Annotated in this window: 19 protein-coding genes; 13 read left to right on the top strand and 6 right to left on the bottom strand. The window is 69.3% G+C overall.

Features of this window, described 5'->3' with window-relative positions; genetic code table 11:
* Window positions 1-1,052: NAD(P)H-dependent amine dehydrogenase family protein (locus B0293_RS29545; RefSeq protein WP_077241424.1), on the bottom strand; the 1,052-nt coding region annotated here is incomplete at its 3' end.
* A 12-nt stretch (window positions 1,053-1,064) separates the two neighbouring features.
* A complete protein-coding gene (locus B0293_RS29540) occupies window positions 1,065-1,850 on the bottom strand; it encodes an SDR family oxidoreductase (protein ID WP_005155223.1) in 786 nt (261 codons plus the stop codon).
* 323 nt (window positions 1,851-2,173) lie between these two features.
* Between B0293_RS29540 and gltB the strand changes: the two genes are divergently transcribed.
* From gltB to B0293_RS29525, 3 genes are all read left to right on the top strand, one after another.
* The gene (gene gltB / locus B0293_RS29535; protein ID WP_005155220.1) at window positions 2,174-6,742 is read left to right on the top strand and encodes a glutamate synthase large subunit; all 4,569 of its coding nucleotides are present in this window, start codon (window positions 2,174-2,176) and stop codon (window positions 6,740-6,742) included.
* Window positions 6,735-8,243 carry a glutamate synthase subunit beta gene (locus B0293_RS29530; RefSeq protein ID WP_005155219.1) on the top strand — a complete coding sequence of 503 codons (1,509 nt, stop codon included), beginning with the start codon at window positions 6,735-6,737 and terminating at the stop codon, window positions 8,241-8,243. The genes gltB and B0293_RS29530 overlap by 8 nt, the downstream gene beginning before the upstream one ends.
* A gap of 257 nt (window positions 8,244-8,500) precedes the next feature.
* A complete protein-coding gene (locus B0293_RS29525) occupies window positions 8,501-9,907 on the top strand; it encodes an alpha/beta hydrolase (protein WP_039916948.1) in 1,407 nt (468 codons plus the stop codon).
* On the opposite strand, the gene B0293_RS29520 is transcribed toward B0293_RS29525, so the two are convergent.
* Window positions 9,892-10,299: a hypothetical protein gene (locus B0293_RS29520; RefSeq protein ID WP_005155217.1), complete on the bottom strand. Its 408-nt coding sequence runs from the start codon at window positions 10,297-10,299 to the stop codon at window positions 9,892-9,894. The two genes, B0293_RS29525 and B0293_RS29520, sit on opposite strands and share 16 nt — an antisense overlap.
* 172 nt (window positions 10,300-10,471) lie before the next feature.
* Between B0293_RS29520 and B0293_RS29515 the strand changes: the two genes are divergently transcribed.
* The gene (locus tag B0293_RS29515) at window positions 10,472-11,404 is read left to right on the top strand and encodes a trypsin-like serine peptidase (protein ID WP_005155216.1); all 933 of its coding nucleotides are present in this window, start codon (window positions 10,472-10,474) and stop codon (window positions 11,402-11,404) included.
* A gap of 79 nt (window positions 11,405-11,483) precedes the next feature.
* Window positions 11,484-12,875 (top strand): class II 3-deoxy-7-phosphoheptulonate synthase, encoded by a 1,392-nt coding sequence (locus B0293_RS29510; RefSeq protein ID WP_039917032.1) that lies wholly within the window; start codon window positions 11,484-11,486, stop codon window positions 12,873-12,875.
* Between the two features lie 335 nt (window positions 12,876-13,210).
* On the opposite strand, the gene B0293_RS29505 is transcribed toward B0293_RS29510, so the two are convergent.
* Window positions 13,211-14,527, bottom strand: coding sequence for a wax ester/triacylglycerol synthase family O-acyltransferase (locus B0293_RS29505; protein WP_209437267.1), 1,317 nt, complete (start codon window positions 14,525-14,527; stop codon window positions 13,211-13,213).
* Between the two features lie 221 nt (window positions 14,528-14,748).
* Here B0293_RS29505 and B0293_RS29500 point away from each other — a divergent pair, with 221 nt between their 5' ends.
* A complete protein-coding gene (locus tag B0293_RS29500; protein WP_039916944.1) occupies window positions 14,749-15,258 on the top strand; it encodes a DinB family protein in 510 nt (169 codons plus the stop codon).
* Between the two features lie 154 nt (window positions 15,259-15,412).
* On the opposite strand, the gene B0293_RS29495 is transcribed toward B0293_RS29500, so the two are convergent.
* Both B0293_RS29495 and B0293_RS29490 read right to left on the bottom strand, forming a co-directional pair.
* Window positions 15,413-16,198 (bottom strand): DUF1295 domain-containing protein, encoded by a 786-nt coding sequence (locus tag B0293_RS29495; RefSeq protein ID WP_005155205.1) that lies wholly within the window; start codon window positions 16,196-16,198, stop codon window positions 15,413-15,415.
* Window positions 16,198-17,469, bottom strand: a complete 1,272-nt coding sequence (locus B0293_RS29490; protein ID WP_039916941.1) for an SAM-dependent methyltransferase — start codon at window positions 17,467-17,469, stop codon at window positions 16,198-16,200. Before B0293_RS29490 ends, B0293_RS29495 begins: the two co-directional genes overlap by 1 nt.
* Window positions 17,470-17,511: 42 nt before the next feature.
* On the opposite strand from B0293_RS29490, the gene B0293_RS29485 reads away from it, so the two are divergent.
* From B0293_RS29485 to B0293_RS29455, 7 genes are all read left to right on the top strand, one after another.
* Entirely contained in the window at window positions 17,512-18,834 is a 1,323-nt protein-coding gene (locus B0293_RS29485; protein WP_245191914.1) for an NAD(P)/FAD-dependent oxidoreductase, read from the top strand.
* On the top strand, window positions 18,828-19,568 hold the full coding sequence (locus B0293_RS29480) for a DUF1365 domain-containing protein (protein WP_039916939.1): 741 nt from the start codon (window positions 18,828-18,830) through the stop codon (window positions 19,566-19,568). The genes B0293_RS29485 and B0293_RS29480 overlap by 7 nt, the downstream gene beginning before the upstream one ends.
* The gene (gene sigK / locus B0293_RS29475) at window positions 19,561-20,166 is read left to right on the top strand and encodes an ECF RNA polymerase sigma factor SigK (protein ID WP_005155199.1); all 606 of its coding nucleotides are present in this window, start codon (window positions 19,561-19,563) and stop codon (window positions 20,164-20,166) included. Before B0293_RS29480 ends, sigK begins: the two co-directional genes overlap by 8 nt.
* Window positions 20,163-20,933: an anti-sigma factor gene (locus B0293_RS29470; RefSeq protein ID WP_005155197.1), complete on the top strand. Its 771-nt coding sequence runs from the start codon at window positions 20,163-20,165 to the stop codon at window positions 20,931-20,933. Before sigK ends, B0293_RS29470 begins: the two co-directional genes overlap by 4 nt.
* Window positions 20,934-21,183: 250 nt before the next feature.
* Entirely contained in the window at window positions 21,184-22,506 is a 1,323-nt protein-coding gene (ftsZ, locus tag B0293_RS29465; RefSeq protein ID WP_005155196.1) for a cell division protein FtsZ, read from the top strand.
* A 73-nt stretch (window positions 22,507-22,579) separates the two neighbouring features.
* The gene (gene pgeF / locus B0293_RS29460; RefSeq protein WP_005155188.1) at window positions 22,580-23,287 is read left to right on the top strand and encodes a peptidoglycan editing factor PgeF; all 708 of its coding nucleotides are present in this window, start codon (window positions 22,580-22,582) and stop codon (window positions 23,285-23,287) included.
* A gap of 34 nt (window positions 23,288-23,321) precedes the next feature.
* Complete coding sequence (locus B0293_RS29455; protein ID WP_005155187.1) at window positions 23,322-24,053, top strand: YggS family pyridoxal phosphate-dependent enzyme; 732 nt, start codon at window positions 23,322-23,324, stop codon at window positions 24,051-24,053.
* Window positions 24,054-24,063: the final 10 nt, after the last annotated feature.

The following is a 24,063-nucleotide window of genomic DNA, read 5'->3' as shown; positions in this document are numbered from 1 at the left end:
AGGCCCCGCCCCGTCACCAACGGCAGGTCCAGCGCGGTCAGCAGCCCGGGTGGAGCCGCCACCACCGCCGGGACCGCGTTCACCAGCCGCATCGCGGTCGCCTTCAGCCCGGCCGTGTTGTGGTCGCCGTCGGTCCCGACCAGGCGCAGGTCCAGCTCGTAGTTGGGCTCCCCGGTCACCTTGACGCGGTAGCAGCCCTGCCCGCTCGGCTGCGGCCAGTCCGGGCCGAGATCGCCCCGCAGGCGCGTGACGTGCTCCAGCACGCACACCGCCCGCCCGCCGCGCATGCCGCGCACCTCGAACCGCAGCGCCGCCGCCGTGCCCTCCTTGATGGTCCCGGAGGCGATTTCGAAGGTCTCGGGCGCCGGAAGCCGTTCGTAGACCTCTTCGACGGCGTCGAGTTCGACGTCCAGCCCGGCCGCGAGCTGCCGCACGACGCTGCCCCAGGCCAGCGAGAGGACACCGGGCTGCAACAGCAGGGGCAGGTCGTCCATCTCCCGGCCGAAGCCCATGATGTCGAACAGCACCTTGCCTTGGTCGTACGTGGAGTAATCGAGGATCTCCATACAGCGAACCTCGTCGATCCGTTCGCACACGCCGGTGAGCACCAGCGGCAGCCAGTCGTTGGCGAAGCCGGGGTCGATGCCGTTGACCCACAGCGATGCGCCGCCTTCGCGGGCGGCCTCGCGGATGGGCTCGATCATCTCCGGCGGGACGACGCCTTCGGGGTACTGGAGGAACACCGGGCTGCTGGACACCACGTTGATCCCGGCGCGCAGGAACCGTTTCAGGTCCTCGACGGCTTCGACGAGCCGGTCGTCGGCCATCGCGGTGTAGAGCACGCAATCCGGCTTCAGCGCGATGAGCGCGTCCGCGTCGGTCGTCGCGGAGACGCCGAGCGGACGTCCCAGCCCGGCCAGCTCCCCGGCGTCCTTCCCCGCCTTGGCCGCACTGGATACCCAGACCCCGGCGAGTTCGAGATCGGGGCGCGCGGCTATCCCGGCCAGCGCGTGCCGCCCGACGTTCCCGGTACTCCACTGGACCACGCGCACGGCGTTCGCCTCCTACAGATCGGGCAGGCCCAGTTCGAGGTTCGGGGCCTGCAATCCACCGTCGACTTCGATGATCTTGCCGGTGAAGTACCGGCCCGCGCTCGACGCCAGGAACACGACGGTGGCCGCGATGTCCTCGGCCTCGCCGATCCGGCCCAGCGGGGTGGCGGATTCCATCCGGCCGCGCAGGTCGTCGTCGCCCACCACCACTGCGAGCGCGGACGTCGCCACCGAACCCACCGAGATCGCGTTCACCCGCACCTTCGGCGCGAGATCGGCCGCCGCGAGCCGGGTGTAGTGCGCCAGCGCGGCCTTCGCCGTCCCGTACGCGGCGAAACCCCGGCCCGCCACGCGGCCCATGACCGACGAGATGTTGACGACCGACCCGCCCGACTCCAGTAAGGACGGTGCCGCCGCGACGGTCAGCGCGTGCGCGGTGGAGACGTTGAACCGGAAGGCTTCTTCGAGGAAGTCACCGCTGGTTTCCAGCAACGGCCGGGGATAGGTGCCGCCGATGTTGTTGACCACCAGGTCCAGCCGCCCGAATTCCGCCGTCGCGATCCGCGCCAGCTCTCCGGCGGCGGCTGGATCGCTCAGATCGGCGGGGACGACATGGGCCCGTCTGCCGGTGGCGGCGACCAGGGCCGCCACCTGGGCGAGCTGGGGTTCGGTGCGGGACGAGATCACCACGTCGGCGCCCGCCTCGGCGAGTGCCACGGCCGTCGCCGCGCCGATCCCGCGTCCGGCGCCGGTGACCACGGCGACCTGGTCGGTGAGCCGGAAACGGTCCAGGATCATGCGCGGAACTGTAACACGTTCTAGTGATGAGCCCGGGGATGCGACGGTGATCCGAAGTGACTAGAGTCGCCTCGCCGCATCTCTTGACATCCCGGAACAGGACATATACTTAGCGGAACGAACTACCGCGACCCCATCAGGAACTCAGTCGTTCCGGGCATCCAGATCGTTACCGATCAGCGTGCTTTCGCGCCCGTCGAACTGATGCCGACGTGTTTCACAGGTGTTAAAGTCGCGCTAACGAACGGGCCATCGTCGTCCCGTGCGCATTCCCCCGGCCGGCCTGTCCGGCCGCTGAGCACGACGACGAAGGAGGTCCCTTCATGATCTTCTCCGCCATTCCAGGCAAACAGGGGCTTTACGACCCCGAATCCGAACAGGACTCCTGCGGTGTGGCCATGGTGGCCGACGTCCGCGGGCGGCGCTCGCACGGAATCGTCACCGACGGTCTGTCCGCGCTGACGAACCTCGACCACCGCGGTGCCGCCGGCGCGGAGCCGACCAGCGGTGACGGCGCGGGCATCCTGGTGCAGCTGCCCGACGAGCTGCTTCGGGCGGAAGTGGACTTCACGTTGCCCGAAGCGGACGCCACCGGTCGCCAGACCTACGCGACCGGGATCGGTTTCCTGCCTTCGGACCTCGAGGAGCGCAACAAGGCCATCGCCCTGATCGAGCGGATCGCCGAAGAAGAGAGTCTCGACGTCCTCGGCTGGCGCGAGGTCCCGGTCGACGCCGACCGCGCCGACATCGGCCCGACGGCGCGTTCGGTGATGCCGCATTTCGCGATGCTGTTCGTCGCGGGCGCGGAGACCGACGGGCGATGTCCCGGCGGGCTCGAACTGGACCGCCTGGCCTTCTGTCTCCGCAAGCGCGTCGAGAACGAGAGCGTGACCGCGGGCTGCGGCACCTACTTCCCTTCGCTGTCCTCGCGGACCATCGTCTACAAGGGAATGCTGACCCCCGAACAGCTCCCGCTCTTCTTCACCGATCTGACCGACACCCGGCTCGCCAGCGCCATCGCGCTCGTGCACTCCCGGTTCTCCACCAACACCTTCCCGTCGTGGCCGCTGGCGCATCCGTTCCGGTTCGTCGCGCACAACGGCGAGATCAACACCATCCGGGGCAACCGCAACCGCATGCGCGCCCGTGAGGCGCTGCTCGAATCGGACCTCATCGACGGCGACCTCACCCGGCTGTACCCGATCTGCTCGGCCGACGCGTCGGACTCCGCCTCCTTCGACGAGGTGCTGGAGCTGCTGCACCTCGGCGGGCGGTCGCTGCCGCACGCGGTGCTGATGATGATCCCCGAAGCGTGGGAGAACCACACCGGGATGGACGCACAGCGTCGTGCGTTCTACCAGTTCCACGCGAGCCTCATGGAGCCGTGGGACGGCCCGGCCTGTGTCACCTTCACCGACGGCACGCTCGTCGGCGCGGTGCTGGACCGCAACGGCCTGCGCCCCGCCCGATGGTGGCGCACCGCCGACGACCGGGTCGTGCTGGCCAGTGAGGCCGGGGTCCTCGACGTCGCCCCCGCGGACGTCGTGGCCAAGGGCAGGCTCAAACCCGGCCGCATGTTCCTGGTGGACACCGAGGCCGGCCGGATCGTCGACGACGAAGAGGTCAAATCGGCGCTGGCCAAGGAACTTCCGTACGAGGGCTGGCTGCACGCCGGTCTCCTCCAGATCGCCGACCTCCCGGACCGCGACCACATCGTGCAGAGCCACGATTCCGTGCTGCGGCGCCAACTTTCCTTCGGCTACACCGAAGAAGAGCTGAAGATCCTCCTCGCGCCGATGGTGGTCAAGGGCATGGAGCCGATCGGCTCGATGGGCTCGGACACCCCGCCCGCGGTGCTGTCGCAGCGTTCGCGGCTGCTTTACGACTACTTCAAGCAGAACTTCGCGCAGGTCACCAATCCGCCGCTGGACGCGATCCGCGAAGAGCTCGTCACCTCAATGAGCCGGATCATGGGACCCGAGCGGAACCTGCTCGCCCCCGGCCCGGCCTCCTGCCGCCACGTGCAGCTGCCGTATCCGGTGATCGACAACGACGAACTCGCCAAGCTGATCCACATCAACGACGACGGCGACCTCCCCGGCTTCGCGTGCAGCGTCCTTTCCGGACTGTACGAAGTGGACGGTGGTGCCGAGGCGCTGGCGTCCGCGATCGAGCGGGTCCGGCGCGAGGCCTCCGAGGCGATCGCGGCGGGCGCGCGCACGCTCGTGCTGTCCGACCGCGACTCCGACCACCGCATGGCGCCGATCCCGTCGCTGCTGCTGGTGTCCTCGGTGCACCACCATCTGGTGCGCACCAAGGAAAGGCTCCGCGTCGCGCTGGTCGTCGAGACCGGTGACGCCCGCGAGGTCCACCACGTCGCGCTGCTGCTCGGCTACGGCGCCGCGGCGGTGAACCCGTACCTGGCCTTCGAGACCATCGAGGACATGATCTCGACCGGTGCGGTGACCGGGATCGAGCCCGCCAAGGCGGTCCGCAACTACGTCAAGGCGCTCGTGAAGGGCGTCCTGAAGATCATGTCGAAGATGGGCATCTCGACCGTCGGCGCGTACACCGCGGCGCAGGTCTTCGAATCCTTCGGCCTGGCCCAGGATCTGCTCGACGAGTACTTCACCGGGACGTCGTCGAAGCTCGGCGGCGTCGGCCTGACCGTGCTCGCCGAAGAGGTCGCCACCCGCCACCGCCGCGCGTACCCGGACAACCCGACCGATCGCGTCCACCGCGGACTCGAGACCGGCGGCGAGTACGCGTACCGCCGCGAGGGCGAACTGCACCTGTTCACCCCGGAGACCGTCTTCCTGTTGCAGCACGCGACGAAGACCGGCCGGGAAGAGGTGTACAAGGAGTACTCCGACGAGGTGCACCGCCTGTACCGCCAGGGCGGCGCGCTGCGCGGGCTGTTCTCCTTCCGCGAGGGCACGCGCGAACCCGTCCCGCTGGACGAGGTCGAGCCGGTCGAGGCGATCTTCAAGCGCTTCAACACCGGCGCGATGTCCTACGGCTCGATTTCGGCCGAGGCACACGAAACCCTCGCCATCGCGATGAACCGCATCGGCGGCCGGTCCAACACCGGTGAGGGCGGGGAAGACCCGGAGCGGCTCTACGACCCGACGCGGCGCAGCGCGATCAAGCAGGTCGCGAGCGGCCGGTTCGGCGTCACGAGCGAGTACCTGGTCAACGCCGACGACATCCAGATCAAGATGGCGCAGGGCGCGAAGCCGGGCGAGGGCGGTCAGCTGCCGCCGAACAAGGTGTACCCGTGGATCGCGCGCACGCGGCACTCCACACCGGGTGTCGGGCTCATCTCGCCGCCGCCGCACCACGACATCTACTCGATCGAGGATCTCGCGCAGCTGATCCACGACCTCAAGAACGCCAACGAGAACGCCCGCATCCACGTGAAGCTGGTGTCCTCGCTCGGCGTCGGCACGGTCGCCGCGGGTGTGTCCAAGGCGCACGCCGACGTCGTGCTGATCTCCGGCCACGACGGCGGGACCGGCGCCTCCCCGATGAACTCGCTCAAGCACGCGGGGACACCGTGGGAGATCGGCCTCGCCGAGACGCAGCAGACGTTGCTGCTCAACGGTTTGCGTGACCGGATCACCGTGCAGGTCGACGGCGCGATGAAGACCGGCAAGGACGTCGTCATCGCCGCGCTGCTCGGCGCTGAGGAGTACGGATTCGCGACGGCGCCGCTGATCGTCGAGGGCTGCGTCATGATGCGCGTCTGCCACCTCGACACCTGCCCGGTCGGCGTCGCGACCCAGAGCCCGGATCTGCGCAAGCGGTACACCGGACAGGCCGACCACGTCGTCAACTACTTCCGGTTCGTCGCCGAAGAGGTCCGGGAAACGTTGGCGGCACTCGGTTTCCGCACTCTCGACGAGGCCATCGGGCACGCCGAGGTGCTGAACACCGACGAGGCGATCGAGCACTGGAAGGCCTCCGGCCTCGACCTGGCGCCGATCTTCGAGATGCCCGCCGAGACCCCGTACGGCGGGGCGAAGCGGCGCACGCGCACCCAGGACCACGGCCTGGAGCACGCGCTCGACCGGACGTTGATCCAGCTCGCCGAGGCGGCGCTGGAGGACGCGCACCCGGTCCGGCTGGAACTGCCGGTGCGGAACGTGAACCGGACCGTCGGCACGCTGCTCGGTTCCGAGATCACCCGCCGCTACGGCGGCGAGGGCCTGCCCGAGGACACGATCCACGTGCTGCTGACCGGCTCCGCAGGCCAGTCGCTCGGCGCGTTCCTGCCGCGCGGCATCACGCTCGACATGGTCGGCGACGCGAACGACTACGTCGGCAAGGGCCTTTCGGGCGGGCGGATCGTCGTGCGCCCGCATCCGGACGCGAAGTTCGCCGCGGAAGGCCAGACCATCGCCGGGAACACTCTCGCCTACGGTGCCACCGGCGGCGAGATGTTCCTGCGCGGCCAGGTCGGTGAACGCTTCTGCGTGCGCAACTCCGGTGCGGTCGTCGTCGCCGAGGGCGTCGGCGACCACGCCTTCGAGTACATGACCGGCGGCCAGGCCGTGGTGCTCGGCCCGACCGGGCGCAACCTCGCGGCGGGCATGTCCGGCGGCGAGGCCTACGTGCTCGACCTCGACCGTGGCAAGGTCAACGAGGAGATGGTGAACCTTCAGGCGCCGTCCTCCGACGACCTCGCCTGGCTCAAGAAGACCGTGCAGAAGCACTACGACCTCACACGTTCGGCCGTGGCCGCGTCGCTGCTCGGCGACTGGCCGCGTCGCTCGGCGGCGTTCACCAAGGTGATGCCCCGCGACTACCAGCGTGTCCTTGACGCGGCGAAGGCGGCGCGCGCCGCGGGCCGCGACGTCGACGAAGCGATCATGGAGGCCGCTCGTGGCTGATCCGACGGGTTTCCTCAAGTACGAACGTCAAGAGCCGAAGAAGAAGTCCAAAGAGGACCGTCTCGCCACCTGGGGCGAGGTGTACGCCGATGTGGAGTCCGCCGAGCGCAACGAACAGGTGCGCGAGCAGGCTTCGCGGTGCATGGACTGCGGCATCCCGTTCTGTCATTCCAGTGGTTCCGGCTGCCCGCTGGGCAACCTGATCCCGGAGTGGAACGACCTGGTGCGCCGCGGCGACTGGGCCGCGGCGAGCGACCGGCTCCACGCGACCAACAACTTCCCCGAGTTCACCGGGAAGCTGTGCCCCGCGCCGTGCGAGGCGGGCTGCGTCCTGTCGATCTCGCCGCTGTCCGGCGGTCCGGTGTCGATCAAACGGGTCGAGCAGACGATCGCCGACCAGTCCTGGGAAGCGGGCTACGTGCAGCCGCAGGTCTCGGCGGTGTCCTCGGGCCAGCGGGTCGCGGTCGTCGGCTCCGGCCCGGCCGGGCTCGCCGCCGCGCAGCAGCTGACCCGCGCCGGCCACGAGGTGACCGTCTACGAACGGGACGACCGGCTCGGCGGCCTGCTGCGGTACGGCATCCCCGAGTTCAAGATGGAGAAGAAGGTCCTCGACCGGCGGCTCGCGCAACTCCGCAAGGAGGGCACGAAGTTCGTCACCGGCTGCGAGGTCGGCGTCGACCTGACCGTCGAGGAACTGCGGGCAGGTTACGACGCGGTCGTGCTCGCCGTGGGCGCGTTGCGCGGCCGTGACGACAAGACCACGCCCGGCCGTGAGCTGTCTGGGATCCACCTGGCGATGGAACATCTGGTCCCGGCCAACAAGTACGTCGAGGGCGACGGCCCGTCACCGGTCGACGCGGCGGGCAAGCACGTGGTCATCATCGGCGGCGGCGACACCGGCGCCGACTCCTACGGAACCGCGACCCGCCAGGGTGCGCTTTCGGTGACACAGCTGGACCAGTACCCGACCCCACCGTCCACAAGGGACGACGAGCGCTCGCCGTGGCCGACCTGGCCGTACATCCTGCGCACCTACCCGGCGCACGAGGAGGCGGGCGAGCGCAAGTTCGCCGTCGCGGTCACCCGGTTCGTCGGTGACGACGAGGGCAACGTGCGTGCCGTCGAGCTCCGGCAGGTCCGCGTGGTCAAGGACCCGGAGACCGGCAAGCGCATGGTGACCCCGGTCAACGACGAGGTCGAGGAACTGCCCGCCGACCTCGTGCTGCTCGCGATCGGGTTCGAGGGTGTCGAGCACATGCCGCTGCTGGACGGGCTCGGGCTTTCGCTGACCAAGCGCGGCACGCTTTCGTGCGGCTCGGACTGGCAGACCGAATCACCTGGCGTGTTCGTCTGCGGCGACGCGCATCGCGGTGCCTCGCTGGTGGTGTGGGCGATCGCCGAGGGACGTTCGGTGGCGAGCGCGGTGGACGCCTACCTCACCGGTGCTTCGGACCTTCCCGCTCCCGTGCACCCGACCGCGCTGCCGCTCGCGGTGATCTGATCCCCGGTGCGCGCCGACCGGCAGGAGTGTCGGTCGGCGCGTCGCGAAAGTGGCTTTCGCGACACCCGTGCCGGCAGTGCTTCCCTTGCCGATGCCCTGGGCGCGCTCCTTCCGTGAGATGTCGAAACGGTGGGTGGCGTTCACGACGTCCCAGCCGGGTTGACGAAAGGCAGGGGAGATTCCTGCCCAAGGTGGAGGACCGCGCTCAGCCTGAGGACCGACGCGGTAGGGCCGCCGATCGCGCCAAGCTCGGCCGCATGAGAAAAACGTTGGCGATACTGGCTTTCCTGCCACTCGCCGGGGCTGTTCCGGCGACAGCCGAGGCGGCTCCGGCGCTGAAGTGGACGTCCCCCTGTCCGGACTACGGCATGACACCGTCACCGACGGCGGGACTCGAATGCGCGAAACTCAAGGTGTCGTTGGACTACGCCGACCCCGGCGGGCGGACCATCGAGCTCACCGTTTCCCGTAAGGCGAGCACGTCTCCGAAGCGTCGTGGTGTGCTGTTGATGAATCCCGGCGGTCCCGGGAGCCCGGGCCTGGCGATGCCCGCGCAACTCGCGCAGCGCCAGGGGAACAGCGGCCTGCTCGAAAGCTACGACGTCATCGGGTTCGACCCGCGCGGGACCACCTACAGCACACCGGTGACCTGCGACCTGACCGAGGATCAGCGGTTCATCCTCACCGGCCCGTACGCGGACGGCCCGGGTGACGTTCTCGAAAAGGCGGCGAAATCCCGCGTGGTGGCGCGGAAATGCGCCGAATCGAAGACCGCGGACCTCCTGCCGCACATGAACACCGCCAACACCGCGCGCGACATGGACCGGATCCGGGAGGCCCTGGGGGAGCGGAAGATCTCGTACTACGGCGTCTCGTACGGGAGTTACCTCGGCGCCGCTTACGCGTCGATGTTCCCGGCGAAGACGGACCGGATCGTGCTGGACAGCCTTCTCGGCCCCGAGGGGCTGGGTGTGCGGGCACACCAGCGTTTCGCGGACGGTTTCGACGACCGGTTCGGTGATTTCGCGGCCTGGGCGGCGGCGCGGGACGACGTCTACCACCTCGGGCGGACACCCGCCGAGGTGACGGCGAAGTTCTTCGAACTGGCCGGAAAACGTCCGGGAATCCGGACCGACACCTGGGGAGCGCTGTACGACGACGCGAACTTCCCGGGCCTTGCCGCGCAATGGGCCGCTCCGTCGTCGAAGGCGCAAGCAGGGCCGCTCGACGGCGACAACCACGCCGCGCTCCAGCTCCAGGTGCTGTGCAACGACTCCGACTGGCCGGAAAGCGTTCGCTACTACCAAAAGGCGGTCGAACGCGCCCGCGTGACGCAGCCGATGTTCGGCCCCGCCGCCGCGAACATCACCCCTTGCGCCTTCTGGCCGGTGGAGCGCCGGGAACGCCCGGTGCGGATCCACGACCGCGGTCCGTCGAACATCCTGCTGGTGCAGAACCTCCGTGATCCGTCGACGCCGCTTTCCGGTGCCCGGGAACTGCGTTCGGCGCTGGGCGGACGGGCGAAATTCGTCACGGTCGACGCCGGCGGGCACGGCGTCTTCACCAAGGAGAACGCCTGTGGCAACGACGTCGTCGTGCGCTATCTGCGGGACGGTGCCCTCCCGGCCGCCGATTCCCACTGCCCGGCTCATCTGTCGAAGTAGATGACGATGATCGTCAGCCAGTAGCCGAGGCCGCCGACCAGGATGCCCAGCAGAACTCCGGCGGCGGCTTCGGGGTAGGTGCGTTCGCCCCGTGCGACGAGCGACCAGCACACCCCGGCGACGAGGAGCCAGCCGAGGTGCATCAGCGCCCCGAAGGTGAACGTCAGCACGACGATCGCGCCGGACACGGTCGTGGTGTGCGGCGCGATCTCGAAGCCGAGGGCCTTGAACACCGACCACACCGCGAGGGTCAGGAGCGCCGCGACGGCCAAGGCGGTCAACGGCCCCCAGCCGGCGGGCCGGGGAGCTCCCCAGGTGATCGCGATCGGCAGCAGGGGAATCCAGATCCAGAGGGCGAGAACGTTCGTGCCGAGCCGAGCGAAACCCTTCACACCGAAAAGTTACCGGGCGGGCCACGGCCTGGTCATCGTGTTCGGCCGAACGGCCCATACCCGGCCACGGATGCGGCCGAACGGCCGCTTGTACGCGCGGTAGCGGGACAAATACTTTCGAAATGTCGTGCAAGTCATACGGCAATTCACCGGTGGCGAAAGGTGGTACGCCATGAAGAGGACGGCTTTCCGGACGGGGATCCTGGCGGCGCTCACGGGGCTGGCGGTGACGGCGCTGACAGCGGTCGCGGGTCCGGCGCAGGCCGCGCCCGCCCACCATCAGGCAGCGGTCGACGCGCAGGCCGTCGCCGCCTACTGGACACCGGAGCGGATGCGGTCGGCGGTGCCGATCGAACAGCTGGTCACCGCGCCCGCCTTCGCGCCCAAGGATGTCGCGAAGGGCCAGAGCACGATCATCCAGAGCATTCCCAACGGTGGCGGCGCGTGGACGGGCGCGGGCAAGGTCGTGCAGACCGCCGGCCGTGTGTTCTTCACCATGGGCGGGCGGAACGCGTCGTGCTCCGGTGACGCGGTCACCAGTACGAACGGCAGCGTCGTGATCACGGCCGGGCACTGCGTGAAGTACCAAGGCGCCTGGCACACCAACTGGACCTTCGCTCCGGGCTACGACAACGGCAACACGCCCTACGGCACCTGGGCCGCGAAGAGCACGCTGACCACTCCGCAGTGGGAAGCGAGCGAGGACATGAACTACGACGTCGGCGCGGCCGTGGTCAACCCGCTCAACGGGCAGAAGCTGACCGACGTCGTCGGCGCGCAGGGGATCGCGTTCAACCAGGCGCGCAACCAGTCGATGTACACGTTCGGGTACCCGGCGGCGGCGCCGTACGACGGCACGAAGCTGATCTACTGCAGCGGCGGCACGTTCACCGACTTCCTGCTCACCAAGGACCACGGGATGAGCTGCAACATGACCGGTGGTTCGAGCGGCGGCCCGTGGTTCCTCAACTTCAGCGAGGCGACCGGCGCGGGCGTCCAGGCCTCGGTGAACAGCTTCGGCTACAACTTCCTGCCGGGTTACATGTTCGGACCGTACTTCGGCACGGACGCGCAGAACCTCTACAACAAGGCGCAGGCCGCCTGATCAGCCCGCCGCCCGTCCACCTTTTGGGACTTTCGTCCCGGTGGGCGGGCGGCTTTCGGCCGGGCATATCCTGGTGCCCGTGAACTGGACAGTGGACGTTCCCGTCGACACGCTCCCCGAACTGCCCCCTCTGCCCCCAGGACTGCGCGACAGGCTCGACGACGCGCTTTCCCGGCCGGCCGCGCAGCAGCCCGAGTGGCCGGACGCAGAACTGACGAAACGCGTCCGCGGCGTGCTGGAAAGCGTGCCGCCGATCACCGTCCCCGCCGAGATCGACCGGCTCTCCGACCGGCTCGCCATGGTCGCCCGCGGCGAGGCGTTCCTGCTGCAGGGCGGAGACTGCGCGGAGACGTTCGAGTCGAACACCGAACCGCACATCCGCGCGAACCTGCGCACCCTGCTGCAGATGGCCGTCGTCCTCACCTACGGCGCGAGCCTGCCGGTGGTGAAGGTCGGCCGGATCGCGGGCCAGTACGCGAAGCCGCGTTCGGCGTCCACCGACGCGCTCGGCCTGCCGGTGTACCGCGGCGACATCATCAACTCGCTCGTCGCGAAGCCCGAACTCCGCGTGCCCGACCCCGGCCGGATGATCCGCGCCTACGCCAACGCGGGCGCCGCGATGAACCTCGTCCGCGCGCTCACCGGCGCCGGCATGGCCGACCTGCACCAGGTGCACGACTGGAACAAGGACTTCGTGAAGTCCTCGCCCGCCAGCGAGCGCTACGAGGCACTGGCCGCGGAGATCGACCGCGGCCTGCGGTTCATGTCGGCCTGCGGCGTCACCGACACCTCGCTCCAGTCCACCGAGATCTTCGCCAGCCACGAGGCGCTGCTCCTGGACTACGAGCGCTCCATGCTGCGGATGGACCGCGCGGACGCGGCGAACCCCAAGCTGTACAACCTGTCCTCGCACTTCCTGTGGGTGGGCGAGCGGACCCGGCAGCTCGACGGCGCGCACATCGCCTTCGCCGAACTGCTGGCCAACCCGATCGGTCTCAAGATCGGCCCGACGACCACGCCCGAACAGGCCGTCGAGTACGTCCGGCGGCTCGACCCGCGCAACGAGCCCGGCCGCCTGACGCTGATCGCCCGGATGGGCAACGGCAAGGTCCGTGAGGTGCTGCCCGCGATCGTCGAGAAGGTCGAAGCGTCCGGGCACAAGGTCATCTGGCAGTGCGACCCGATGCACGGCAACACCCACGAGGCGTCGACCGGGTACAAGACCCGGCACTTCGACCGGATCGTGGACGAGGTCCAGGGCTTCTTCGAGGTGCACCGCAAGCTCGGCACCTACCCGGGCGGCATCCACGTCGAACTCACCGGCGAGGACGTCACCGAGTGCCTCGGCGGCGCGCAGGAGATCTCGGACCTGGATCTTTCGGGCCGGTACGAGACCGCGTGCGACCCGCGCCTGAACACGCAGCAGTCGCTGGAACTGGCGTTCCTGGTCGCGGAGATGCTGCGCGGCTGATCGCGGGTTTCTCGAGTGCGTCTCGGGCAAGTCTTCGGCTGGGCTCGGGATGTTGTGAAAGCCACTTTCGCAACCTTCAACGTTGCGAAAGTGGCTTTCACAACGCCGCCGTCCCAGCTCCCGATCCACACTCACGGCGCCAGTGATCCAGTCTTCGCATCACTTCACCCGCCGCATTTGCCTTCGCAGTGACCGCGATCGCCGAGGTCCAGACCCAAAGGTGTCGCGAAAGCCACTTTCGGGACGTCAGACGTCCCGAAAGTGGCTTTCGCGACGCATCACGTCAGCGCCACCCCCGGGCCCCAAGCGACGGGAAAGGCCTTTCAGGTCACGCGCTAAGCCGTGTCCAGCAGGCGCGCGGCCGACTTGAGCACGCCGTCCCGCAGCGAGCCCACGTCCGAAACCGCCGCCCCGTTCGCCTGAAGTCCGATGTGGACGGAGTCGCGGTAGGTCGCCACCGCGATCCCGACCGCCTGCCGCGGCGCCAGCGGCACGAACGGGTACACGCCTTCGATCTTCGTCCCGTCGAGGCTGAGCCGGTTGGGCGGCACCGGCACCGTGGTGACCACGAGGTCGAACAGCAGCGGCGCGGCCAGCCCGGCGGCCTTGCTGCCGAGCCGGTGCAGCATCGGCGGCATCCGGTCGGCGAGCAGCGGGAACGCGCCCGCGCCCCGGCCGGGGCCCGCGGCCTTGTTCCGGCTCATCTCGCGCTGGACGGCCAGCAGTCGGTCCACCGGGTCGTCGAGGCCGACCGGCAGTTCGCAGAGATAGCCGGACAGCTTGTTGCCGCCGAGCTGCTCGGCGGACCGCCCGCGCACGCTGACCGGGATGAGCGCCCGCAGCGTCCGGTCGTCGGCGCGCTGACCGCGGTTGATCATCCACTCGCGCAGCGCGCCACTGAGGATCGCCAGCACGACATCGTTGGCGGTACCGCCGTGGGACCGGCGGATCCGCCGGATCTCACCGGTGTCCAGCCGGACGAAACCGAGCCGTCGTTCCGTCGACGGCGGCGCGCTGATCGGGGACAGCGGCGAACGGGTGGCGCGGACGACGGAAGAGGCGATCCCGGCCGTCTCCCCGGCCTGGGCCAGGGTGGCGCCGAGCGCGTCCTTGACCGCGTCCACAGGGGAGCGTGGGGCGGGCGGTTCGGCGCCGCTGTGCGAGCGCTTCGTCGCCCGCGGGAGCCCGTCGAGCAGACCGACGGCGACGGCGTACGCGCCCGCTCCGTCGGTGAGCGCGTGGTGCAGCTTCAGCAGCAACGCGAACTCGCCGTCCGGCAGCCCGGTGACGAGATGCAAGTCCCACAAGGGTTTTCCGGTGTCGAGCGGCCGTCCCATCCACCGCGACGCGTAGGCGGAGAGTGGGTCCGGTTCGTACAGGGAGCTCAGGTGGTGATGTGAGATATGTTCACTGGCAACGAAATCCGGGTCTTCGGCCCAGATGGCGGCGCCGGGCGGGAACAGCGCGGTGCGAGGGCGCTGACGCAGCTTCGGGAGCAGCGCGGCCCGTTCGGCGAGCAGCGCGGTCAGCTTGCGCGCGTGCACCTGCCCGTGCGGACGGAAGGTGACCACCGCGCCCATGTGCATGGGCGTCGTTTCGCTTTCCATGCAAAGGAAAGCGACATCGAGTGCGCTCAGCTGGGGGCCTGGCATCAGTGACCTTTCTCGGTACTCCGGTGATGGATACAACTGCACCAGCCTGACATGACGGGCGGGTGGTCGTCATGTTTCCGGGGCGCTAACTACCGCTGGTTTCACTCGAACGATGGGATCACGTTCGGACATGGACCACGGCTCTGCGGCAGATGGTGGACAGGGTGTCCGGCGGTATCTCGATGGCGGATCATCGGAGGAAACCGGCAGACTGCACGACCATGACCGAAGAACCCAAGCGTCCCGAACCGCCGCTCACCGGCGACGAGCGCACCCAGCTGAACGGCTTTCTCGACTTCCTCCGCGCCACCGTGGTGTGGAAGTGCTCCGGCCTCACCGACGAGCAGGCCCGGCGGGCGCTCGTGCCCAGCGAGCTGACCACCGTCGCCGGTCTGCTCGGGCATCTGACCCTGGTCGAGCAGTACTGGTTCAACGTGGTGCTCAACGGGCAGGAGGACCTCTGGAAGGAGGCTCTCGAAGCCGACCCCGACGCCGAGTTCCGGGTCGCCATGCAGACCCCGATCGAGCAGCTGATCGCCGCCTACGAGGCCGAGTGCGAGCGGAGCCGCAAGGTCGTCGCGGGGATGGACCTGGACGACAAGGTCCCCTTCCGCGGGGATCGCGAGGTCAACGTCCGGTTCGTGGTCGCGCACATGGTCGAGGAGACCGGCAGGCACGCCGGCCACCTCGACCTGCTGCGCGAGATGATCGACGGTCTCACCGGGGAGTGAGCTTGCAGTGTCGCTCTGAGCGCGCTGTCGGATTTCCGTAGCCGGGACGCGGTACGGGTGGTCACTCACTCGGCCTTGACGGCGGCCCGCCTCCGCAAATCCGAGGCCTTCGGCCGGCAAGAAACGCGCGCGTTCCTCACCTTGCCGGCCGACCTCAGGAGACGCGTCCGCGGCGAGGGGGCAGCGGGAAGAACCCGCTGGTCCGCTCGACGTATGTCGCGTATCCCGGCCGGGACCGCTGCAAACCCTTCTCCAGCAAAGGTTTTCCGGTTCCCTTGGCCAGCGTGTACGTCATCGCGATCGGCGACAGGATCGTCGCCGCCCCCACCCAGCTCGAACACGCCAGCAGGTACAGGCCCCACCACACGCACGCGTCCCCGAAGTAGTTGGGATGCCGGGTGTAGCGCCACAGCCCGCTGTCGAGGACCTTCCCCTTGTTGCCGGGGTCGGCCTTGAAGCGGCGCAGCTGGTCGTCACCGATCGTCTCGAACCCGAAGCCGACCAGCCACACCGCGACGCCGAGCCACGCCGTCACGCCGAAGGAGTCGCCGTACATCGCGAACTGGACCGGCAGCGAGACGAACCAGAGCACCACCGCCTGGACCAGATAGACACGGACGAACAGCTTGAGCGCCGGATTCGGGCCGGCGCTCTCCACCATCCGCACGTAACGCGGGTCTTCGGGCAGCTTGTGGTTGCGCAGGTGGAGGTGGACGCCGAGGCGTACCCCCCAGACAGCGGTCAGCAGCGCGGTGACCACGCGCAGCACCGGCGACCCGTCCCCGAGCGGGGCCGCGACCACCGCGACGAGCGCGAAGCCAGGCCCCCAGAGCGTGTCGACGGTGTCGTACCGCTCGCGCCACCGGGCGATGCCGAAGGTGACGACGAAGGCCACGAGCGTCGCGCCCGCCGTGACCGCGAGGGTCCCTCCGAGCGGCATCAGGACCACTCCCGGGTGGCGGGCAGCGCGCTCAGGCCGGCGTCGGACGAGCGGACCGCGAGGATCTGGTCCACGCCCATCCTGTTCTCCTCGAACGCGAGCGCGCCGCCGACCAGGTAGAGCCGCCAGACCCGCGCGCCGGACTCACCGATCAGCGCCACGACGTCGTCCCAGTTGCTCTCGAGCGTTTTCTCCCATGCCCGGACCGTACGCACGTAGTGCTCGCGCAGCGCGTGGACGTCGCGGATCTCGAAACCTGCGGTCTCCAGATGCCCGAGCGTGCGGCTCAGCGGCCGCATGGTCATGTCAGGAGCGATGTAGCGCTCGATGAACGCGCCGCCGCCCGGCGCCACCGCGCCACGCGACATCTGCTGGAGCACCAGCCGCCCGGTGGGCTTGAGCATCCGGTACAGGGTCCGTGTGTACTCGGGGTAGTTCTCCTCGCCGACGTGCTCGCCCATCTCGATGGTGGCGACCGCGTCGAACGGCTCGTCGGTCAGCTCACGGTAGTCCTGACGACGGACCTCGACGCGGTCCTCCAGATCGTGCTGGGCGAGGCGGCCTCGGATGTGTTGCAGCTGCTCCGCCGACAGCGTGATGCCGACGGCCTGGACGCCGTGGTGCTTCGCCGCGTGCACCAGGAGCGAACCCCAGCCGCAGCCGACGTCGAGCAGCCGCATCCCCGGCCGGAGCCCGAGCTTGCGGCAGATGAGTTCGAGTTTGTCCCACTGGGCCTGTTCGAGGTCGTATCCCTCGTCCTCGGACGTCCAGTACGCCGACGAGTAGGCCATCGATTCGTCCATCAGCAGCTGGTAGAAGGCGTTGCCGAGGTCGTAGTGGTGCGCGATGGCGGACTTGTCGCGGAGCAGGGTGTGCAGCTTCCCGGACAGCCGGGCCTCCTCGGCGGGCGGTTTGGGCGGCGGCCCGACGACGCCGAGGCTCACCGCGATCCGCAGCGCCTCGGCCCACTCCCGCGGGCCGAGCTTCGCGCCGCGCGCGGCACCCGAGCGGCTCAGCGCCCAGATCCGGCGGAATCCTTCGGCGAGGTCGCCCTCGACGTCGAGATCGCCCGAGACATACGCTCTGGCCAGGCCCAATTCCCCGGGCGCGTAGAGGAGACGGCGCAGGGCACGGCGGTTGCGGAGTACCACGGTCGGGGCATCCGGCGGACCGGCGCGTACGCCGTCCCAGGTACGGAGACCGACCGGCAGGGAGCCGCCGAGGAGCCGCTCGACGAACGGCACTAGGCGAGACGCGGGACTGTTCGGCATAGTCGTCATTCGACCCCGGACAGGAAAAGGATGGGTCGTGTGATGCCCCGGTTCACCCGGTCCAATCCGGTCCGGCCCCTGTTCCGAATCCCGTTCGTGCACACCAAGGGTCTACGCATCGGAGTCATCGGCAGCGGCGTGGCCGGCCTCACGGCCGCCTACCTGCTGCAACGCCGTTATGAAGTGCTGTTGTTCGAAGCCGACGACAGGCTGGGCGGGCACGCGCACACCCACGACGTCCCGAGCGCGCACGGCGGCACCGTCGGCGTCGACTCCGGGTTCATCGTGCACAACGAGCGCACCTACCCGAATCTGCTGCGCCTGTTCGGCGAACTCGGCGTCACCACCCGCGACACCGAGATGTCCATGAGCATCCGCTGTGACGGCTGCGGCCTCCAGTACGCCGGGGCCAAGGGGCTGAAAGGCCTGTTCGCGCAGCCTCGCAACGTCGCCCGCGGGCGCTACCTGCGGATGCTCGCCGACGTCAAGCGCTTCCACCGGCACGCGAAGCGCGTCCTCGAATCGCCCGAGGCCGGAGACGTCACGCTCGGCGCGTTCCTCGCGATCGGCGGGTACACGAAGTACTTCGTCGACCACTTCATGCTCCCGGTGGTCTCGACCGTCTGGTCGGCGGACCGGACCGACACGCTCCAGTACCCCGCGCGCTACCTGTTCGAGTTCCTGCGCAACCACGGGATGCTGTCGGTCGGCGGGTCGCCGAGGTGGCGCACCGTCGTCGGCGGCTCCCGCGAGTACGTCGACCTCGCCGCCAAGCAGCTGACCGCCGTCCACCTGTCGACACCGGTCCGCTCGGTCAAGCGCGTCGGCCGGGGGATCGAAGTCCGCGACGACGCCGACACCCGGCACCGCCTCGACAAGGTCGTCCTGGCCACGCACGCGGACCAGGCGCTGAAGCTGCTCGCGGCGCCGACCGACGCCGAACGCGACGTCCTCGGCTCGTTCCGGTACTCCAGTAATGAGGCGTGGCTGCACACCGACACCGGCGTGCTCCCGACGGCCGAGTCGGCGCGGGCGGGCTGGAACTACGCCACCCCCGCCTGCGGCGCGAACGCGGGCGCGGTGCAGGTCTCCTACGACATGAACCGCCTGATGCGGCTCGACGAGCCGACCGGCTACGTCGTCACGCTCAATCCCGGCACCGCCCCCGACGACGGTTCGGTGCTGGCCAGGATGACCTACGAGCACCCCGTCTACACGCCCGGTTCCGTGGCCGCCCAGCGCCGTCTGCCCGAACTCAACGACGGCACGGTCGCCTTCGCCGGCGCGTACCACGGCTGGGGGTTCCATGAGGACGGTTGCGCGTCCGGTGTCCGCGCGGCCGAGAGCTTCGGGGTGCGATGGTGACCGCCATGGCCGTCCTCTACGACTCGACGGTGGCGCACGTCCGGCGCAACGATCCGCCGATCTCGTTCGCCCACCGCGTCTATCTGTGGTTCGTCGACCTCGACAGGCTGCCGAAGCTGCCGTGGTGGCTTCGCCCCTTCGCCCGCTTCGACCCGCGAGACCACTTCGCACCCGGGGACACCTCCAGCATCCGGTCCAAATTGGACCGCTGGCTCGCGGCTCGCGGCGTGGACCTTCAGGGCGGCCGGGTGCTGATGCTCGCCGGCGCGCGGGTGCTCGGGCACAACTTCAATCCGATCTCCCTCTACTGGTGCCATCGGCCGGACGGCGGACTCGAATGCGTCGTCGCCGAGGTCCACAACACCTACCGGGGCAGGCACGCGTATCTCCTGCGGCCCGACGCGGCCGGGAACGCCTTCGCGGACAAGGAGTTCTACGTCTCGCCGTTCCAGTCGATGGACGGCGAGTACCGGATGGAGGTGCCGAAGCCGGAGTCTCTGCTCTCGGTCAAGATCGCCCTCCGCCAGGGGGACACGACACCGCTGACCGCGTCGTTGCGCGGGGTGCGGCGACCGGCCACCACCAGGTGGCTGGTGCGGCTGCTGATCACCCGTCCGCTCATGCCGCACCGGGTCTCCGCGCTGATCCGGCGGCATGGGATCAAACTGTGGGTGAAGAAGGCGCCGATGACCCCGCGGACGCCGCAGACGGCCGGAGGCAGACTTGATGGATGAATCGGCACGTCCCCGCCGGATGGCGCCCGTTCCCGACGACGAACCGCAGGGCCCGACGGCCGAGGACCTGCTCGTCCGGGTCGCCAAGGGGGACGAGCGGGCCTTCGACGCCTTGTACGACCGGCTCGCGGGCCCGGTCCTCGGCCTGGTGCGGCGCATCCTGCGTGACGCCGCACAGTCCGAAGAGGTCACCCAGGAGGTCATGGTGGAGCTGTGGCGCACCGCCACGCGCTACTCCCCGGAGCGGGGGAGCGCGCTGAACTGGGCCATGACGCTCGCGCACCGCCGCGCCGTCGACCGTGTCCGGTCGGCACGGGCCAGTTCGGACCGTGAGGTCAAGGCGACCTTCGAGGCCGCCCGCGCCCGGCCCTTCGACGAGGTGGCCGAGGCGGTCGCGGCCCGCTGGGAACGTTCGCAGGTGCGGCGGTGCCTGACGAGCCTCACCGAGCTGCAACGGGAATCCGTGCTGCTCGCCTACTACCAGGGCTACACCTATCGCGAGGTCGCAGAGGTGCTGCAGACCCCGCACGGAACCATCAAGACCCGTCTCCGGGACGGCCTGATCAGGCTCCGGGACTGTTTGGGGGTGACGGCATGACCATGCCCGAAATGCACACGCTCACGGGGGCCTACGCCGTCGACGCGCTGTCCGAAGTGGAGCGTGCCCAGTTCCAGCGGCACCTCGGGGAGTGCGCTTCGTGCGCGCAGGAGGTCCTCGAACTCCAGATGACCGCCACCCGGCTCGGCGCCGCGATGGCCGAGGACCCGCCGCCCGAGCTCAAGCGCCGGGTGCTCGCGGAGGCGATGGCTACCAGGCAGGTGCCGCCGAAGACGCGGTCCGGGACCGGTGAACGTTTCAAGGACCGGCGCCGCGCTCCGCGCTGGGCGATCGCCGCGGCCGCGGCGGCGGTGGTCGGGCTGGCGGGCACCGCCGTGTTCGGCGGTATCGCGTACGAGAACCACACGCAGCTGACCGCCGCGCGGGAACGCGCCGCGCAGTACGCGGACCGGTACGCCCCGGTCGCCGACGTCCTCGCGGCCATCGATCTGCGGACCGGGCACGCCGAGACCTCCGCCGGGGGCGGCGGGACCGTGATGATGTCGCGCGCGAAGGACCGGCTCGTCTTCATGGCGGCGCAGCTGCCGAAAAACGATCCGGGCCGGACGTACCAGGCCTGGCTCATGTACCCGGGCACCGCGCCCAAGCCCGCCGGGCTCATTTCCGGTGGTCAGGACGGTGCGCTGCTGGTCGCCGACGGGCTCGCCGGTGCCGAGAAGTTCGCGCTCAGCGTCGAACAGGCGGGCGGATCACCGACCGGATCGCCGTCGAAGGACGTCGTCATGGTCATGTCCATGCCGACCTGATCTTCGCTTGTACCAGGCCGCCGTTCGCCGCTGCGACCGGGTCTCGCTCTTGCGCCCGCGAACATGTTGTGGCAAAACACCTTTGCGACACACGGCGTGGCTACTGGATTCGAGCCTGCCTGGTGCATACCGTCCTGCTTCAACGTCGGCAGTTGACATAACTCTCAATCTGAACTTCAGCTCGAGGGTTCGGCACAGGCTCAGCGACCGGCGGGCAGCACGAGCACACACGATCAGGAAGGCGGCTCCGATGACGCCCCCGCACAACTACCTTGCGGTGATCAAGGTCGTCGGTATCGGCGGCGGCGGAGTGAACGCCGTGAACCGCATGATCGAGGTCGGCCTCAAGGGTGTCGAGTTCATCGCGGTGAACACCGACGCACAGGCACTGCTCATGTCCGACGCCGACGTCAAGCTCGACATCGGCCGGGAACTGACCCGCGGCCTCGGTGCCGGCGCCGCCCCCGAGGTGGGGCAGAAGGCCGCCGAGGACCACCGCGAAGAGATCGAAGAGGTCATCAAGGGCGCCGACATGGTGTTCGTGACCGCGGGCGAGGGTGGTGGCACCGGCACCGGTGGCGCGCCCGTCGTCGCCCAGATCGCGCGGAAGCTCGGCGCGCTGACCATCGGCGTCGTCACCCGCCCGTTCACCTTCGAAGGCAAGCGCCGCAGCAAGCAGGCCGAAGAGGGCATCCAGCAGCTGCGCAACGAATGCGACACGCTCATCGTGATCCCGAACGACCGGCTGCTGCAGCTGGGCGACATCGGCGTCTCGCTGATGGACGCGTTCCGCTCGGCCGACGAGGTGCTGCTTTCGGGTGTCCAGGGCATCACCGATCTGATCACCACGCCGGGTCTGATCAACCTGGACTTCGCCGACGTCAAGAGCGTCATGTCCGGCGCGGGCTCCGCGCTGATGGGCATCGGCTCGGCGCGCGGCGAGGGCCGGGCGATCCAGGCGGCGGAGAAGGCGATCAACTCGCCGCTGCTGGAAGCCTCGATGGACGGGGCGCACGGCGCGCTGCTGTCGATCGCGGGCGGGTCGGACCTCGGCCTGTTCGAGATCAACGAGGCCGCGTCGCTGGTGCAGGAGTCCGCGCACCCCGACGCCAACATCATCTTCGGGACGATCATCGACGACTCGCTCGGCGATGAGGTCCGGGTCACCGTGATCGCGGCCGGTTTCGACGCCGGGACGCCGACCCACAAGAAGCTCGACCCGTCGACGTTCGGCTCTCGCGCGAACTCGACCGCGTCCGCACAGGCGGGCCAGGTCAACGGTGGCGGGGCGACGCCGGTGCAGAGCCCGCCTTCGGGTGCCACGCCGGTGCCGTCGACCGGTTCCAACGGCTACCCGGTCGCGCCGCCGCGCACGCACTCGCCGATGCCGTCCGCCCGTAACGAGGGCAACGGCTCGCTGTCCGGCGGGCTCCCGCAGCCCGGCGGCGGTTCGCGCGGCTACTCCCCGATCGGGTCGAACTCGACCCACGGCAGCCTGCCCGGTCGCGCCACCCCGGTGCACGACGACCCGTCGGACGACGAGGTCGACGTTCCCCCGTTCATGCGGCGGTAGCTCGCCAGTACGTTCCGTGAAGGCCTCCTTGACTACAGTCGAGGGGGCCTTCACTCAGGTCTAGGAGGAATTCGTGCGGGTACGGCGGGTTGTCACGACAAGGGCGGGCGGGGCTTCCCGGCCGCCTTACGACACCTTCAACCTCGGTGATCACGTCGGCGACGACGCGGGCGACGTCTACGCCAACCGCAAACGTCTCGCCACCGAACTCGGCCTGACCGAGGACAGGCTGGCGTGGATGGAGCAGGTCCACGGCCGCACCGCCACCGTCGTCGACGGTTCGGAGACCTCCGCCGCCGAAGCGACCGACGCGCTCGTGACCGCTCAGACAGGTCTCGCGCTCGTGGTGCTCGTCGCCGATTGCGTGCCTCTGTTGCTGGCCGACGCCGAAGCCGGTGTCGTCGCCGCCGTTCACGCGGGCCGCGTCGGCGCCAGGGTCGGCGTCGTCCCCGCCGCGATCGAAGCGATGCGCTCGCTCGGCGCCGAGCCGGCCCGGACCGAAGCGCTCCTCGGGCCCGCGATCTGTGGTGACTGCTACGAAGTCCCGGCCGACATGGCCGCCGACGTCGAAAAGCACGTTCCCGGCAGTGCCTGCAAAACCCGGAAGGGCACACCCGGGCTCGACCTGCGCGCCGGCCTCTGGCGGCAACTGGCCGACCTCGGCGTCGGCAAGATCGGCGTCGATCCGCGGTGTACCAACGAAGACAAGACGCTGTTCAGCTTCCGCCGCGACGGCACCACGGGCCGGATCGCGGGGATCACGTGGCTGGACGCGTCGTGAGTACCGCCGACGTGCTTTTTCCCGGGGAGGCGGCATGAACATGGCCCGCAAGGGGGAATTAGCCGCTTCCCTTGCCGAAGTGGAAGAGCGGATCGGCGCCGCATGCAAGGCGGCGGGCCGGGCGCGCGACGAGGTCAAACTGCTCGCGGTCACCAAGACGTTCCCGGCGCTCGACGCCGCTCTGCTCGCCGACCTCGGCGCGCTCGACCTCGCCGAGAACCGCGATCAGGAGGCGGGGGCGAAGGCCGAAGAGGTCGCCGGGTTGCGCCCGGACGCCCCGATTCGCTGGCACATGGTCGGCAGCCTGCAGCGGAACAAGGCCAAATCAGTGGTGCGCTGGGCCGACGAGGTCCAGTCCGTCGACTCCGAGCGCCTGGCCGACGCGCTCGCGAAAGCCACCAGGTCGGCGCTCGATTCCGGGCAACGCGATCACCCGTTGGACGTCCTCATTCAAGTAAGTCTCGATGACGATCCGAAACGCGGGGGCACTCGGGTGAGCGAAATAGGCCAACTGGCGGAGCGGATAGCCCATGTGGGTGATATTCGCCTCGGAGGGCTTATGGCGGTGGCTCCGCTGGGTACTGACCCCGCAGAGGCGTTCGAGAAGCTCGCTCGTGCGTCGGAGCGTCTACGGGAAGATCACCCAAATGCCCGTGAGATCTCCGCCGGAATGAGCAATGATCTCGAGCAGGCGATCGCGCACGGCTCGACCTGTGTGCGTGTCGGAACCGCGTTGCTCGGTGGACGCGGTTTAGCCTCGCCCTAGGGAATACCGT

It is taken from the genome of Amycolatopsis azurea DSM 43854 (assembly GCF_001995215.1).
Lineage (GTDB): Bacteria > Actinomycetota > Actinomycetes > Mycobacteriales > Pseudonocardiaceae > Amycolatopsis > Amycolatopsis azurea.
Note: the sequence above shows the minus strand (reverse complement) of the source record. Positions and strands in the feature narration are given on the sequence as shown.

Bases quoted from the DNA above. Each gene is read 5' to 3' on its own strand.
- B0293_RS29480 (WP_039916939.1), top strand. From the start codon at position 18,828: ATGGTGACCGCCATGGCCGTCCTCTACGACTCGACGGTGGCGCACGTC.
- gltB (WP_005155220.1), top strand. From the start codon at position 2,174: ATGATCTTCTCCGCCATTCCAGGCAAACAGGGGCTTTACGACCCCGAA.
- B0293_RS29455 (WP_005155187.1), top strand. From the start codon at position 23,322: ATGAACATGGCCCGCAAGGGGGAATTAGCCGCTTCCCTTGCCGAAGTG.
- ftsZ (WP_005155196.1), top strand. From the start codon at position 21,184: ATGACGCCCCCGCACAACTACCTTGCGGTGATCAAGGTCGTCGGTATC.
- B0293_RS29505 (WP_209437267.1), bottom strand. From the start codon at position 14,527: ATGCCAGGCCCCCAGCTGAGCGCACTCGATGTCGCTTTCCTTTGCATG.
- B0293_RS29495 (WP_005155205.1), bottom strand. From the start codon at position 16,198: ATGCCGCTCGGAGGGACCCTCGCGGTCACGGCGGGCGCGACGCTCGTG.
- sigK (WP_005155199.1), top strand. From the start codon at position 19,561: ATGGATGAATCGGCACGTCCCCGCCGGATGGCGCCCGTTCCCGACGAC.
- B0293_RS29485 (WP_245191914.1), top strand. From the start codon at position 17,512: ATGCCCCGGTTCACCCGGTCCAATCCGGTCCGGCCCCTGTTCCGAATC.
- B0293_RS29500 (WP_039916944.1), top strand. From the start codon at position 14,749: ATGACCGAAGAACCCAAGCGTCCCGAACCGCCGCTCACCGGCGACGAG.
- B0293_RS29540 (WP_005155223.1), bottom strand. From the start codon at position 1,850: ATGATCCTGGACCGTTTCCGGCTCACCGACCAGGTCGCCGTGGTCACC.
- B0293_RS29515 (WP_005155216.1), top strand. From the start codon at position 10,472: ATGAAGAGGACGGCTTTCCGGACGGGGATCCTGGCGGCGCTCACGGGG.
- B0293_RS29470 (WP_005155197.1), top strand. From the start codon at position 20,163: ATGACCATGCCCGAAATGCACACGCTCACGGGGGCCTACGCCGTCGAC.
- B0293_RS29525 (WP_039916948.1), top strand. From the start codon at position 8,501: ATGAGAAAAACGTTGGCGATACTGGCTTTCCTGCCACTCGCCGGGGCT.
- B0293_RS29490 (WP_039916941.1), bottom strand. From the start codon at position 17,469: ATGCCGAACAGTCCCGCGTCTCGCCTAGTGCCGTTCGTCGAGCGGCTC.